The sequence below is a fragment of the Pseudomonas sp. efr-133-TYG-23 genome (genome assembly GCF_030209215.1).
Lineage (GTDB): Bacteria > Pseudomonadota > Gammaproteobacteria > Pseudomonadales > Pseudomonadaceae > Aquipseudomonas > Aquipseudomonas rhodesiae.
Map to the genome: position 1 here is coordinate 68,719 of NZ_JARVSL010000009.1, position 14,997 is coordinate 83,715.

Annotated in this window: 11 protein-coding genes; 3 read left to right on the top strand and 8 right to left on the bottom strand. The window is 62.5% G+C overall.

Going from position 1 to position 14,997, the window contains the following annotated elements; all coding sequences use genetic code 11:
• The first annotated feature begins 24 nt into the window (after window positions 1–24).
• Window positions 25–1,164, top strand: a complete 1,140-nt coding sequence (locus QRN41_RS05715; RefSeq protein WP_034099392.1) for a patatin-like phospholipase family protein — start codon at window positions 25–27, stop codon at window positions 1,162–1,164.
• Window positions 1,165–1,221: 57 nt separating this feature from the next.
• Here QRN41_RS05715 and QRN41_RS05720 read toward each other — a convergent pair whose 3' ends face one another.
• The 7 genes from QRN41_RS05720 to puuE all read right to left on the bottom strand — a co-directional run bounded on the left by QRN41_RS05720 (window position 1,222) and on the right by puuE (window position 8,205).
• Entirely contained in the window at window positions 1,222–2,007 is a 786-nt protein-coding gene (locus QRN41_RS05720) for an outer membrane protein OmpK (protein ID WP_034099390.1), read from the bottom strand.
• 233 nt (window positions 2,008–2,240) lie between these two features.
• On the bottom strand, window positions 2,241–3,587 hold the full coding sequence (locus QRN41_RS05725; RefSeq protein ID WP_123478926.1) for a nucleobase:cation symporter-2 family protein: 1,347 nt from the start codon (window positions 3,585–3,587) through the stop codon (window positions 2,241–2,243).
• Between the two features lie 178 nt (window positions 3,588–3,765).
• A complete protein-coding gene (locus QRN41_RS05730; RefSeq protein ID WP_034099386.1) occupies window positions 3,766–5,055 on the bottom strand; it encodes a urate hydroxylase PuuD in 1,290 nt (429 codons plus the stop codon).
• Window positions 5,056–5,106: 51 nt separating this feature from the next.
• The gene (locus QRN41_RS05735; protein ID WP_034099384.1) at window positions 5,107–5,610 is read right to left on the bottom strand and encodes an ureidoglycolate lyase; all 504 of its coding nucleotides are present in this window, start codon (window positions 5,608–5,610) and stop codon (window positions 5,107–5,109) included.
• Window positions 5,611–5,730: 120 nt separating this feature from the next.
• Window positions 5,731–6,726 (bottom strand): allantoicase, encoded by a 996-nt coding sequence (gene alc / locus QRN41_RS05740; RefSeq protein ID WP_034099382.1) that lies wholly within the window; start codon window positions 6,724–6,726, stop codon window positions 5,731–5,733.
• Window positions 6,727–6,766: 40 nt separating this feature from the next.
• Window positions 6,767–7,282 (bottom strand): 2-oxo-4-hydroxy-4-carboxy-5-ureidoimidazoline decarboxylase, encoded by a 516-nt coding sequence (uraD, locus tag QRN41_RS05745; protein WP_034099380.1) that lies wholly within the window; start codon window positions 7,280–7,282, stop codon window positions 6,767–6,769.
• On the bottom strand, window positions 7,279–8,205 hold the full coding sequence (puuE, locus tag QRN41_RS05750; protein ID WP_034099379.1) for an allantoinase PuuE: 927 nt from the start codon (window positions 8,203–8,205) through the stop codon (window positions 7,279–7,281). The genes uraD and puuE overlap by 4 nt, the downstream gene beginning before the upstream one ends.
• Window positions 8,206–8,583: 378 nt before the next feature.
• Here puuE and uraH point away from each other — a divergent pair, with 378 nt between their 5' ends.
• Both uraH and QRN41_RS05760 read left to right on the top strand, forming a co-directional pair.
• Entirely contained in the window at window positions 8,584–8,937 is a 354-nt protein-coding gene (uraH, locus tag QRN41_RS05755) for a hydroxyisourate hydrolase (RefSeq protein WP_034099376.1), read from the top strand.
• Window positions 8,938–9,092: 155 nt separating this feature from the next.
• Window positions 9,093–14,369, top strand: a complete 5,277-nt coding sequence (locus tag QRN41_RS05760) for a dermonecrotic toxin domain-containing protein (protein ID WP_285421305.1) — start codon at window positions 9,093–9,095, stop codon at window positions 14,367–14,369.
• Here QRN41_RS05760 and QRN41_RS05765 read toward each other — a convergent pair.
• The gene (locus tag QRN41_RS05765) at window positions 14,359–14,985 is read right to left on the bottom strand and encodes a LysE family translocator (protein ID WP_034138799.1); all 627 of its coding nucleotides are present in this window, start codon (window positions 14,983–14,985) and stop codon (window positions 14,359–14,361) included. The two genes, QRN41_RS05760 and QRN41_RS05765, sit on opposite strands and share 11 nt — an antisense overlap.
• Window positions 14,986–14,997 lie beyond the last annotated feature (12 nt).

Genomic DNA, 14,997 nt, shown 5'->3' on the forward strand with positions numbered 1-14,997 from the left:
ACCTTTCCCCAATGGAGTGATGCGATGCGCCCAGCTGAACCGGTAACAGGCTTGATTCTTTCCGGCGGCGGGGCGCGAGCGGCGTATCAGGTAGGGGTGTTGGCGGCGATTGCCGAGCTGTTGCCGCCCGGCGCGTCCAACCCGTTTCCAGTGATTGTCGGCACCTCGGCCGGGGCGATCAATGCGGTGAGCCTGGCCAGCGGCGCCATGGATTTTCGCGCGTCCATCGAGCGCCTGACCGCCTTCTGGCAGGGCTTTCGCAGCCACTTGGTGCTGCGCAGCGACTGGCCCGGCGTGGTGCGCCAGGCCGCTCGCTTCCTGATCCACAGCCTGTTGGGCCTGGGCCGCCGGGTGCCGGTGGCGCTGCTTAACAGCTCGCCGCTGCGCGATTTGTTGCAAGACAAACTGCACCTGCAAGGCATCGATGAGGCTATCCGGCAAAACCACCTGCATGCAGTGGCGATCACGGCGTTCGGCTATGAGTCCGGGCAAGCCGTGACGTTCTATCAGGGCGGGCGCGCCATCGACGCCTGGCTGCGCCACCGTCGCATTGGCGTACCGACCCAGCTGACGGTAGAGCACTTGCTGGCTAGCTCGGCGATTCCGCTGCTGTTTGCACCGGTGAAACTCGACCAGGAATATTTCGGCGACGGTGCCGTGCGTCAATCGGCCCCCATCAGCCCGGCCCTGCACCTGGGCGCCAACCGCGTGCTGGTGGTGGGCGTCAGCGGCAACCCGCGAGGCAATGAACCGGCGGTGCAGCGCGCCTTTACCGGGCAGCAACCGACCCTGGCCCAGATCGGTGGGCATATGCTCAACAGCACCTTTATCGACAGCCTGGAAAGCGATATCGAATTGCTGGAACGCCTCAATCAGTTCAGCCATTTGCAGCCGGCCGACAGCGCGGCGCGCGGCCTGGCGCCGGTGGAAGTGCTGGTCATCGCGCCCAGCCAGCCCATCGACGAAATCGCCGCGCGGCATCGCCAGGAAATGCCGGCAGCGTTGCGTGTGTTCCTGCGCGGGCCGGGTGCGACCAAGACCAGCGGGGCAGGGGTGCTGAGCTACTTGTTGTTCGAGGCGGGGTATTGCAGCGAATTGATCGAGTTGGGCAGGAAAGATGCGCTGGCCAAGCGTGAAGAGATCACCCGATTTTTGGGTCTGTAGCCGATCTGACGGTGGGAGGGGGCAAGCCCCTCTCACACGCTGACCTGGGGCGTTCGCTCAGAAGTGGTACTTGACCAGGAAGCTCGCCGTGTCCTGAGTCGTCTTGAACGCGCCGGAATCTTCGATGCCGTACTTGTTTTTCCAGTAGTCGTATTCGAAACCGACGTACAGCTGTTTCTCGCCCCAGTTCATCGCCTTGCCCAGGTCGTATTTCACTTGCGGGTTGAAGTGCAGGTTGGCGTGGTAGGTGCCGCGGGCGTTCTTGTCGTTGTCCACCACCCAGTCCATAAAGCCGTCGATCAGGATGTTCGAGTTGCCCACCGGGATCGTGTACGACCACACCGGGGTGATCTGCCACACACCGTCGCCGGGGCGATTGCCTTCGGTCTGGCGCTGGTAGAAGTTCAACTGGAAGTAATCGAAACCGGGGATGTTCAAATCGAAGCCTGGGCCGACCAGGTATGACTCGTTGTCGCCTTCGCCGAACTCATATGTCATCGCCAGCAACACGTCTTTGATCGGGCCGAAGGACAAGTCCTGGTCGAGGATCTTACCGAACGACAAGCGCGGGCTGAACTCACCGTAGTAGGTGTTCGGGCCGACGTTGCCGTCTTCCTTGCCGTTATAAAAGATGCGGTCGAGGAAGAAGAAGTTGTCGCCGTACTTCCAGGCGTCGGCATGTTCGAACGTGACCGTTTGCTGGATCTGCGGGTTAACGGTGAAGTTCTTGCCCCACAAGTAGGTCAGGCTGTTGTTCTGCCACTGCAACAAGTCACCGGCCACGGCCTGGCCGCCGGCCAGCAGGGATCCCGCCAGCATCAGGCCTTTGAACATAGGTTTCATTCGGTTGCTCCCGAGTTAAAGTTTTTTTGGTTTTTCTTCTAATGCAGGCGCTCTGATGTGGCGCCTTTGGTTCGCTGTGAATATCGTCTGATCGGTCAGCTTTTATGGGTTTAGCAAGAGCCGCGCCAACGCGTTGAAGAGCAATCGATTCGAGCGGGCGCGGAGAATACTGATAACCCTGCCTGGGCTCAAGCGCGCTGTTACAGGGCGTACAGCGCGATGATGGGGCACGCTCAGGTGTGCGCGTGCTCGGCGACCGCCCGCTCGGAACCCCCGAGGATGTTGAACAACACATTCAGCGACAACGCGCTGAGGGTGGCCATGGCGATGCCGCTGTGGGTGATCGGGCTCATCCACAGCGGCAGTTGGGCGAAGAACTCCGGGCGCACCACGGGAATCAGGCCCATGCCGATGCTCACCGCCACCAGCAACTGGTTGCGGCGGTCGGCGATGTCGGCCTCTTGGAGAATCTTGATGCCGGTGGCCGCCACCATGCCGAACATGGCAATCGCCGCGCCGCCCAGCACCGCTGGCGGAATCGAGGCCACCAGGTAAGCGGCTTTGGGCAACAGGCTGAGCACAATCAGAAACGCGCCGGCCATGATCGTCACCGAGCGGCAGCGCACGCCGGTCATCTGCACCAGGCCGATGTTCTGGGCGAACGAGGAATGGGTGAAGGTGTTGAAGAACCCGGCCACGAACGACGCGCCGGCGTCGCACAGCAGGCCACGACGCAGCATCTTTGGCGTGACCTCGCGGTCGGTGATCTTGCCCAGCGCCAGGAACATCCCGGTGGACTCAACGAAGATGATCACCACCACCAGGCACATCGACAGAATCGGCGCCAACTCGAAGGTGGGCATGCCGAAATGCAGCGGCGTCACCACCTGCACCCACGGTGCCAGGGCCAGGCCGCTAAGGTCGACCATGCCGAGAACGCCGCACAGGGCGTACCCCAGGCCCATGCCGATCAGCACCGAGATGTTGACCCAGAAACCGCGCATAAAACGGTTGATCAGCAGGATGGTGGCCAGCACCAAAGCGGCAATCGTCAGGTAGATCGGTGAGCCGAAGGTGGCCGCCGCGCTGCCGCCACCGGCCCAGTTCACGGCCACGGGGAACAGCGACAGGCCGATGGCAGTGATCACGGTGCCGGTCACCAGCGGTGGGAAAAAGCGCACGACCTTGGACATGAACGGCGCGATTAGCATGCCGAAGAACCCGGCGGCGATGGTGGCGCCGAAGATCCCCTGTAAACCGATACCGGGCATACCGGCCATGGCGACCATGCTGCCAACGGCGGCGAAACTGGCGCCCATCATCACCGGCATGCGGATGCCCAGGGGGCCGATGCCGAACGACTGCACCATGGTGGCGACGCCGGCCACCAGCAGGTCGGCGTTGATCAGGAAGGCGATTTCTTCACGGCTCAGGCCGGCGGCTTGGCCAATGATCAGAGGCACGGCGACGGCGCCGCCGTACATCAACAAGACGTGTTGCAGGCCGACCAGAATCAGTTGCAAGAGGGGCAGCCGCACCATGGCGGGCGCGGCAGGAGTCTGCGGTTCTAACGGGGACATGCAACACCTCGAATCTTTTTTATTTTTGTATTGTGTGGAACGCAATCTCTAAACCACTGCAAGTCATCTGTGGGAGGGGGCTTGCCCCCGATTGCGTTGGTTCAGTCACTGATGTTTTGAATGACATACCGCTATCGGGGGCAAGCCCCCTCGCACATTTTGGAGTCGCACCAGGCTGTTAGTTGGTATGCGCCCCCTGGTTGATCCAGGTGCCGATCAGGTCGCGCTCCTGCTGGGTCATCTGAGTGATGTTGCCCAGTGGCATGATCTGGCTGGCCACAGCCTGGGCCTGGATGCGTGCCGCTTGTTGCTGGATCTGCGCCGGTGTATCGAACATCACGCCCGCCGGCGCGGTGCTGAACAACGGGCTGGTGGGCTTGGCCGAATGGCACACGGCGCAGCGTTCCTGGATCACTCCGTGGACCTTGTCGAAATCAATGGTCGCCTGGGCCGGTGCAGGTGCGGCAGCGGGTTCGGTTGCCGCAGGCGCGGCAGGTTTCAAGCCACCGCCCAAGGCGGTTTCCGGCAACGGTTGGTACTCGATGGCCGCCGGCGCCTTGGCAATCGGTTCGGCCGGCTTGGGACCGGTCACATAAGCCAGGCAGATCATCGCCAGCGCGCCAACCGGCAGGGTCCACGCGTACTTCTGGCTGTTGTGCCGGGTGTTGAAGTAATGCCGCACCAACACCGCCGCCACCGCGATACCGGCCAGGATCAGCCAGTTGTAATGGCTGCCGTAGGTGCTCGGGAAGTGGTTGCTGATCATGATGAACAGCACCGGCAAGGTGAAATAGTTGTTATGACGCGAGCGCAGCAGGCCCTTGGCCGGCAGCGCCGGGTCCGGTGTGCGGTTCTCGGCGATGGCCGCCACCAGCGCGCGCTGCGCCGGCATGATGATGCGGAACACGTTGCCCACCATGATGGTGCCGATCACCGCACCTACATGCAGGTAGGCGCCGCGCCCGCTGAACACTTGGCTGAAGCCATACGCGGCGGCAATCAACAGTACGAACAGGATGAAACCAAGCAGGGCAGGGCGCTTGCCCAGGGCCGAGTCGCAGAGGAAGGAGTAGATGAACCAGCCGGCGAACAGCGAGCCGATGCCCAGCAACACGCCTTGCGGACCACTGAGGCTGCTGCCCGGCGCCAGCAGGTACAAGGTCGGGTTGGAATAGAACACCACGCACAGCAGCGCGACGCCCGACATCCAAGTGAAATAGGCTTCCCATTTGAACCAGTGCAGGTTGTCCGGCATGGTCGGCGGGGCCAGTTTGTATTTTTCCAGGTGGTAGATACCGCCACCGTGGATCGCCCATAAGTCGCCGGCCAGGCCGTCCTTGGGGTTGACGCGGTTGAGGTTGTTTTCCAGCCAGACGAAGTAGAACGAAGCGCCGATCCAGGCGACGCCAGTGATCATGTGAACCCAGCGCACGCTCAGGTTCAGCCATTCCAACAGATGTGCTTCCACAGTCTTTACCTCTCGCCTGTCACCCTTGTTGTCGGGTGATCAGACCTTCTCTTATTGGTGGGGGGCGAGGATCAACCGCTCATCCTCTTGGAAAAAATGCTCATCGCAGTTATTACCTGTGCCACTGCGATCAACCACCAGGAAGTCATCCCGCTTTTCGATCGTCAGCACCGGGTGGTGCCAGACGCCGCGATGGTAATTAATGCCCTGCCTGCCGTTGGTGACGAAGGCGCGGACCAAGCCCGATACAGGTACATCGCCAAGTGGCGCGACCACGATCAGAAAGGGGTTGCCGAGCAGCGGAATGAAAGCCTGGCTGCCCAGCGGGTGTCTCTCCAGCATGCACACGGTCAGCGGCATGTCCTGCGCGTCGGCGCGGAAGATGCTGATGATGGCGTGGTCTTCCGGCTTTGCGGTTTCGACCGTGGCCAATTTGTGAAAGCGCATGGTCGACCCGTTGTTGATCATGAAGTGATCGCTGCCGTCGGTTTCGATAACGTCTCCGAAAGGGGCGAAGGCTTCTTTGGTCAGGGGTTCGATCACTAGTGTGCGCATGGCTGTCTTCTTATCCGAGTTCTGTGTTGTCTGGTCTATTGCTATCGCGGGCAAGCCCGCTCCCACATTTGGAATGCATTCCCCTGTGGGAGCGGGCTTGCCCGCGATTGGGTTCACCGCTTATTTAGCGACCTTGCCCAGCACGCGCAGGCGGCTTACACCCCCATCCGGGAATACGTTCAGGCGGATATGGGTAATCGGCCCCAGCGCCTTGATCTGCTCGGCGAAGGTGTGTTCGGCATGCATTTCAAGCTTCTGCGCCGGCAGCAGTTCGCGCCAGAACAGCGACTGGGTTTCGATCTGGCTGTCGGTGCCGCCTTTTACGAAAGCACCTTGGATCGAGCAGGTATCCGGGTAGTTGCCCTTAAAGTGCAGGGTGTCGACGATGATCTTCTCGATCTCGCCCGGATGGCCCAGGGCGACGATCACCCAGTCATTGCCTGGCGTGCGGCGACGCGCGGTTTCCCAGCCGTCGCCCATGTTGATGCCACGGCCTGGGTTGAGGATGTTGCTCATGCGGCCGAAGTGTTCGTCGGAGCACGCCAGGGCGCGGCCGCCGTTGAGCGCCGCGGCCAGGTCGACCTGTTCGTTGTCGCCCACCGCCGACCAATCCCGGAACGGCACGCCGTACACACGCAGACGCGCCACGCCGCCATCCGGGTAGATGTTGAAACGCAGGTGGCTGAACGCCTGGTCGTTGTTGATCTCATGGTAGTGGTGGCTGTTGCCCTGCAGCTCGACGGCCGACAGCACTTCGGTCCACTGGGTATTTTCGTCCGGCTCGCCAGAGGCCAGGAAGCAGGCTTCCAGGGAGGCCGACGGCGGGTAGTTGCCGGTGAAGAATGAAGTGTCGATGTCCACGCCTTTGATCGAGCCCGGCACGCCCAGGCGGATTACCGCGCTGTCGTAGCCTTCGAAGCGCTTGCGGCGCGACTCCCAGCCGTCCATCCACTTGCCGTTGTCATCGAACACGCCCTCCTTCCACACGGCCGGGGTCGGCTGGAACAGGCGGTTGGCGTCGGCGAACCAGTCATCGGTCACGGAGATGATCTTGGTGCCCAAGCGGGCGTCGGCCAGGTTGACGAACTTTTCGAAAGGTACGGCGTAAGATTTCATTCTTCTTGTCTGCCTTAGATAGAGTGGCTGGGGATGGTGTTTAGAGGGTCAGTAAACGGAACAACGCGATCTTGTTGATCTCGTCCAGCGCGCACTTGAACTCGGCGTCCGCCGAGTTGTGAATGCGCGTTTCGAACGCGGCGAGTATCTGATGCCGGTTGCTGCCTTTTACCGCCATGATGAAGGGAAACTTGAACTTGGCTTTGTAGGCTTCGTTCAGCTCGGTGAAGCGAGAAAACTCTTCGGCCGTGCATTGGTGAATACCGGCGCCGGCCTGTTCGTTAGTGCTGGCTTCGGTCAGTTGGCCCTGGACGGCGGCTTTGCCGGCCAGGTCCGGGTGAGCGTTGATCAGCGCCAGTTGACTGGCGTGATCAGCGCTCAACAGGATATCGCTCATGCGCTGGTGCAGGGTTTCGATCTGATCGATCGACGCGTCCTGGCCCAGGTCGAAGGCCTTTTCGGCCACCCATGGCGAATGTTCGTAGATATCGGCAAAGGCGCGGACGAAGGCGTCACGGCTCAAGGTCGAGGGTTGCAGGGTTTGGAACGCAGTCATTTTGCCGCTCCCTTGTACGGGTGGGTGGCTTGCCAGTGACGGGCGATATCGACGCGGCGAGTGAACCACACCTGTTCGTGGCTTTTGGCGTATTCGATAAAGCGTTTGAGCGAGGCCAGGCGCGCCGGGCGACCGATCAGGCGGCAATGCAGGCCGATGGAGAGCATTTTCGGCGCCTCGGCGCCTTCGGCGTAAAGCACGTCGAACGCATCCTTGAGGTACTCGAAAAAGTCATCGCCCTTGTTGAAGCCCTGCACCTGGGTGAAGCGCATATCGTTGGTGTCCAGGGTGTAGGGGATCACCAGGTGCGGCTTGCCGGTGGGGGTGTTGGGTTCCCAGTAGGGCAGGTCGTCGTCGTAGGTGTCGCAGTCGTAGAGAAACCCGCCTTCCTCCATCACCAGCCGCCGCGTGTTGGGGCCGGTGCGCCCGGTGTACCAGCCCAGCGGGCGTTCGCCGGTCAGTTCGGTGAGGATGCGGATGGCTTCGAGCATATGCTCGCGTTCCTGGGCCTCGTCCATGTATTGGTAGTCGATCCAGCGGTAACCGTGGCTGCAGATCTCGTGGCCGGCGGCGACCATGGCGCGGATCACGTCCGGGTGACGCTGGGCGGCCATGGCTACGGCGAAGATGGTCAGCGGGATATCGAATGCTTTGAACAACTTGAGGATGCGCCACACGCCGGCACGGCTGCCGTATTCGTACAGCGACTCCATGCTCATATTGCGTTCGCCTTGCAGCGGCTGGGCCGAGACCATTTCCGAAAGGAACGCCTCCGACTCTTTATCGCCGTGCAAGATGTTGCGTTCACCGCCTTCTTCGTAGTTGAGTACGAACGACAAGGCAATGCGCGCCTTGCCTGGCCAGTGGGGGTGAGGAGGGTTACTGCCGTAACCGATCAGGTCGCGTGGGTAGTCAGCGCTCACTGCAGTCTTCCTTCTTGTGCGTGGTAACAAGTGCGTGGCGGCCAGCGGAAAGACTGGGTGGCGTCACAGCGATGGGCTGATTGTATACAACTTGCCGGTCACTTTGTAAGCCTGTATTTCCGCATTTTTTCCAAGCCATCTGCACCGCTTAACCCTGCAAGAAACTTGCCCGGTTGGTCAGTAAATGTATAGCAGTCCTTTTAAACGCAAGGTTTACCGAGGATTCACCTGCGCGAAAAGCGCTGAGGAGCGTGCTGAAAATTTTGTGGTTTTTATTGTGTACAATTTTTATCAAAAGTGTCTTAATCAGCCATCGCCGTTTTTTTTCGCCCTGAAAAGGTGCGGCCTTTCTCACTCGACTGAACGGAGCCCCGATCCATGGGACGACTGACCACACACGTACTCGACGCGGCCCACGGCTGCCCCGGCAGCGCAATCAAGGTTGAACTGTACCGCGTCGAAGGCACGCAGCTGGAACTGGTGGCCAGCGCCGTGACCAACAGCGACGGCCGTTGCGACGCGCCATTGCTGCAGGGCGACGACTATCGCAGCGGCGTCTACCAGGTGCAGTTCAGCGCCGGTGACTACTACCGCGCCCGCGGCGTACAACTGCCGGAGCCGGCCTTTCTGGACGTGGTGGTGCTGCGCTTCGGCATCAGCGCCGAACAGGATCACTACCATGTGCCCTTACTGATTTCGCCTTACAGCTATTCCACCTACCGCGGTAGCTGAGTCGTCCCCGCGCTTCACACCCCCAAAGCTCTTCGTTGGTTTTTCGCCCGCTCACACTGCGGGCTTTTTTTTGCTCGGGCGGCGTTCAATTATCTAGCGCCTGCGCGAGCTTGGCCCTGCCTAGGCTAGGTGTTTTCCTCGACGAAGATACCGCCGTGACCTCACTCAACGACGACCCTACCGCCTTGCCTGCCGAGGCGGACGACCCGGCCCGTGCCGCCCACGAAGCGCGCCAGGCCCTGCGCGCCCAGCTGACCCAGCGGATCAACAGCAGCCCCCATCCCAGCCGTCTGATCAACCAGCTGGCGACGGCCGATCTGCGCTGCGCCGACGCGGCACGCCGCGTGTCAGGCCTGATTGCGCGCGCGCCCAAGGTGCTGCGATTAATTCGCGCCGCCCTGCGCCAGGCCTTCGATCTGGACCCGGACACGTTGCTGTTCACCGAACCCTTGCCGCCGGCCACCGCGAGCAAGGTGGAGTGCTTGACCGATCGGGCCCTACAGTTGCTCGTGCTGCCGTCGGTACCGCTCAATATCAATCAATTCACCGCCCTCAGCCTCAAGGACGAGCCGACGCGCCGTTTACCGTTCACAGTGCTGGAAGCACTGCAGCGAGTTGTCGCACTCAAGTTGTTCGAGCGCCTCAACACCGCTCAGACCGAGTACTGGCGGACCCTTGCCACGGGTTCCTGGCAGACCCGCGAGGAGCGCTGGGTGGAACTCCACAGGCAATTGTTCGCCGACCGGGCGCTGGTGGCGCGGCAATTGGACGAGCTGTCCAGCGCTGGTGCGGTCATGGTCCAGGCCCTGGTGGACGCACCGACCGCCGAAGCCCGCCAACGTGCGGGGCAGCAGTGGGCCAGCGTACAGGCCTGCCAATTGATGTGGCCGGGAGTGGGGCCGCGACTGATGCCCATCCCCGGTGCGTTGCATCTCTACCGGCAAGGCGACCCGGTGGGCATGCCCCATGTGATGTATCTGCCGGGGCTGAATCGCCCCTTTTACGAGTATCCGTCCTTCGCTCAGTTGCAGTGCGGCCTGGTCGCGCTGATCCGCAGCACGGTATTTGACGACCTGTGGCAATGCCTGCCGTTGCGACGTCGACACGAGCTGTGTCAATCCGGCATGGCGGTGACAGCGGCTCGCGGCTCGGCGCTGCATGGCGATGCCTTGGCTCTCAGCGCCCTGGCGATTCGCGACGGGCAATGGGAAAACGAGTTGGCCTGTGCCGTGTCGATCAACCTTGCGCAGGTGTTTTCCGCTGCGCGGCGGCCGGCTGTGACCGATAAGTCGCGGTTTCTCGCCCAGATCGAGCGGGGCCGGCGTCACAGCATCGGCAAGTCGCGCCTGGGACCAATCCGCCGCGAGCTGTTGGACTGGGACCAGCAGCGTCGCCGTCAGGAAATCAATTTCGCCAGCACGGCGCCGGACCTGGCGTTGAACACCGTGCAGCAGCAGGTCAAGCGTTATGAGAAGGGCCTGACTGCGCTGCTGGACCCCCACGACCCCGGCCAGGACACCCCGGCCTGGCAGGAATCAGTCACGCTGGAAAACCAACTCAACGGTCACGCTAACGGCCTGCGCACGCTGCTGCACGATGCTCAATTGAAACTGTTCGACGTGGCGTTCTGGGCCGCGCGCGCCGACGGTACGGCCCGGCGGGTGGCATGCTTTATCGCTGTCTGGCGCGAGCTGCTGCGTGACGAGGTTCAGTTGCAGCACCGGCTGCGCTTGCTGCGCACCCCCCATCGCGACCTGCTGCGTGAGGTGCTGGACGCTCCGCTGGCCCGTCAGCGTGAGGGCAGTCAAGCCCGGGTGTTGTCAGTGCGAGTGGGCGGCGAGCCGCTGCATGGCCTGTTTGTGGTGACCGAGGCGGCGGCCCTCGACGATCCGCAGCGACGTGCGCCGGTGCTGTTGTGCGCGTTCGGACAGGAGGGTGGGGTGGCGAGCTTTGCTCGTCTCGGCGCGCTGACCGAGGGGGTCAAGGCCAGTTTCGCCAGCCGTGACGCGTCACTGATGTGGCAGTACGTCGATCGCCAGCACCGTGGTGCGGTGCGCGCAGCGGTGGCCGGGCAGACTCTGGCCGTGAGCTATGCCCCCATCGACGGCGACCCGCTGCTGTTCGCGCTCAAGCGGCTGCTCAAGGGTTATATGCGCGTGTACCGAGGGATCGGGCGCACTCCCCCGGTATTCAGTGAAGTCAGCGATGTGCACCTGAGCGGTCTGTTGCTGGCCCAAGAGCTGGCGCAGCAGCTCACGGCTCCGGCCAGCGCAGCGCGGGGGCGGGCGCGGGCCCATGTCGATCTGGTGCGCCAGGCGATGGGCGCGCAGCCCACACTGCCGGCGTGGCTGAAAGAGGCGTCGGCCGCGCAGCTCGACCGATTCAAACGCCTGCAAGGCCACTACCTGAGCAGCACTTTTGCCCTGCAGGCACGTATGGAACAGTGCCTGCCGGATTTGCCCAGCTTCGCCCGCCGCGTACTTATTGCCCGTTTACGCGAGGACGGCCTCCCTCCGGCGGTGGACATCGACACGCCGTTTATCGAAATGCCCGACCATGTCGACGGTCGTTTCTGTAGTGCAGATGCCACCTGCAGTGTGGGCGATCGCAAGGAAATCCTCACTCCCAGCACCGGGCGCACTCAGTTCACTTTGCTGCAACTGGCGCTGCATAACCTCGACCCCCAGATGTTGCCCACTTGGTGGCGATTTAGATTTGCACAGTACCTGAAGCCCGAATGGAAGGGGCTGCTGAGTCCGCCCTACCTGATCGCCATGGTCTCCTCGCTGGATATCGGCGGTCGGTATGAGGCGCTGATCAATGGAGTGTTTTACCCGCGCGACGAGGCGCCACGGCGCTTGACTGAGGGGCGCGTGCCCACCTTGCTCAGGCGCGCGCTGGTCACAGGCGCTGACGCGCACCTGTATTCGGCGACTCAACAGGGGCTGACGCCCAGCGCTCAGCGCCTGTTCAGCCTGGCCATGGCGGCGCGCACGCCGAACGACTTGCGCCAGCAGGGCTATCACCTGCAACTGTATGTGGTGCATCTGGTGGGCCACACGTTGCAGCACGATCGCTACATTGCCGGCATCGTGATGATTCACGACCTGCTGTCCCAAGGCTGCGTGGTTTACTGGCCCGCTGCGCCGGATGGCAATGCCATCAGTGAGCACAGCAGCCTGCAACTGGCGCGGGAATATCTGAATCGCATCGGCGCAGTACCGCCTAATACCAAAGCCTTGGCGCGGCACATCGCACCCGGCTGGGCATTCGAAGCCATCGCGCACACGCCTGACGAAGCCTGCGCGCAGCCGCCGCAGTTCCAGGCGGTGTATCTGTTGCCGGGGTACGTCATGTTGCAAGGGCTCTGGCGCGGCGCCGAGTTTGTGCGCTCGTTCAGTGTCAAGCATCAGGAGCCGACGGCGCTGGCCGCGGAAGCCGAAGCGCAGACCCTTGAGCAGATCGCCAGCGATCCCTTGAACTGGTTGGCATTGGTGCCCACCTCCCAGTGCGATGCCCAGGCCCTGTTGTACCAGGCGCGGGTGCTTGAACTGCATCGTCAGGCCCAGGCCGGCAGCCACTCCGGTAAAACCCTGGAAAAGTACCGCACCCAACGCTTGCAAGCGGAAAAAGACCGCCGCGACCGGGCATTGCTGTCGCTTTTCGTGCCCTGGTTCGGCTTGGTGAACCAGCTCTACGAGGTGTTGTTGGCGGCACGGCGTTATCACCATAGCGGTGACCCACGGGATGCGGTGGATGTGGCATTTGGCGCGGTATTCCTGCTGGTGGATCTGATACTGAGCGTTATGCCTGGGCCAAAAGCGCGCAAGGGCGTACCGCTACGCTCCATGGGGATAGGTCTGAACCGCCTGCATCGCACGACGCTCGTCGAGGTTGGCCGGGTGCCTCGGCTGGGCCGGTCGGCTTCTCCCGCTGGGCAGCTCAAACTGCTGGAGCGATTCAGGAAACCGGGCGTGCCAGCCGACGCCGTGCCGCTCAGTGGGCCCGGTGAAAAAGGCTTGTACGTCAAACATGGTGAGCCGTTCATGGTGGTAGGCGAGGACCGCTACCCGGTTTACCGACGCGGCGACGAGCAGTTTTTGCGCCTGAAAAACCAGGACGGGTCGGGTCAGGATGAACTGATCCTGACGATTTACGCGCCCGGTGAATGGCTGCTGGGTGCGGACGCTCCGGTGGCCGGCCCCAGCTCTGGAGTGCTCAGTCCGTGGCGGTCTGACACGCCGGTCGCCTGGTCGCCACCTGCGCGCGGCGCCACCGAAACCGCCGTGCGTCAATCGCCGGGCCCCCAGGTGGCGTGGCGCGATTGGCATGCCAATATCGTTGCGCAGTTGCCGGAAGCGCCGTCCGGGCATGGGGTGTTTCTGGTGCCGATGCAGCCTGAAGTCGCGTTGCCCCATCCGCCCTTCAAGTCGGTTTCTTCTTCGCCGTCGTTGCAGGAGCGCAACTACTACGTAGTCAGGATCGACGGCCACTACTACCGGTTGCTGCCCCAGGGCAGCAACGCGCCCCTCGACCAGATTATTTTCCTGACGAAAGACAACCCACTTTTCTCTCGGGCTGTCGACGATATCGAGCGTTGGCTCAACAGCCAGCTCCACGAGCAACCGATTCCGGCGACCCTGAACGCCGAAAAGCGTTGGCAACTGCATCGCCCGTTGTTCGACCGCCCGCTGGAGCAATCCGTGGCCCAGGTGTTTCCCGGCATGACCCTGGCCAGCCGACGTTTCGCCGGCCAGCGCTTGATTGAACTGGCGGACACCGGCCGCACGGCGTCGGCCACGCACCTGTTGAACGTGCGCGCAACCCTGGACGGCTGGATTGCGGCCGGGGGCCAGACCGATGACCTGTTCAAACTCCTGCGCCCGGCCGAACCCTCGGGCAAACAAGCCTTTTTCATCGGGTTCGAAGGCAAGGCGCCTGGCTTCTCGCGCGTGGATTTCCAGCCGCCCACCCCCTTGGCGGCGTCACTCAAGGCGCCTGTTTCCGCGTCGCTCGGTGCGTTGCAGAAGAAGCAGGCAAAGGATGTGCTCTTGCGTGAGCGAGGGCAGGCGCAGCAGGCCACAATCAGACAAGTGTTGGAGGCACAAGGCTTTGTGCTCAGGTCGATGAAGAAAACCCATGGCGGGCGGGAGCATTTCGTGTGGGTGTGTACCCATGAGCGCTCCGACAACGTGTATTACCTGTCGACCCAATGGCTTGAATCAGGCAGCGTTGCGGGCGTTCCCAGGCTGTCGAAGGAATCGGTCGCCAAACAGCTGACCCTTCATCCTACGTCAGAGGTGCATCGTCTGGTCAACGATGCAATGGGCAGCGAGCGCTTGGTGACGATGGTGGGGGGCGTTCAGTGGCCGGTCAAAGGCAACCTTCCCCCCACCGTGTATTTCATCAAGCCTCAGCTTACTAGCCCTTGAGCAGGGAGACCGCGCCGGCACCGCCGAACAGCCCGGCGCTGAAGCGGTTGAACCAGCTCTGGCCCTTGCCGGTGCGCAGGTAGCGCGCCGCGCCATGGGCGCCGAGGCCGTAGGCCAACTTGCAGAGCAAGTCGAGTACGGTCCAGGTGGCGATCATGATCAGCAATTGCGGCAGGAACGCCTGCTGGCTGCTGAGAAACTGCGGCAGGAAGGCGGCGAAAAACAGGATGTCCTTGGGGTTGCTGGCGCCCAGCACAAAGGCTCGCCCGAACAACGCGCGAAAACGCGGCACCGGCACCGCGTCCGGCACCACCGCGCCTTGGGACGGCAGGCGCGATTGCTGCCAGCTTTGCCAGGCCAGGTAGAACAGGTACAGCGCGCCGACGATTTTCAATGCGCTGAACAATTGCTCGGACGCCAGCAGCAGCGCCCCCAGACCCAGCGCCGACGCACTGAGCAGGCAGATCGAGGCGAACACCCCGCCCAGAAACGCCGGATACGAGCGGCGCAGGCCGTAGTTGAGGCTGTTGCTGATCATCAGCAGTGACAGCGGGCCCGGAATCAGGATCACGATCAAGGCAGCGCCGCTGAACAGCAGCCAGGTTTCCACGCTCATTACATTCCTCCC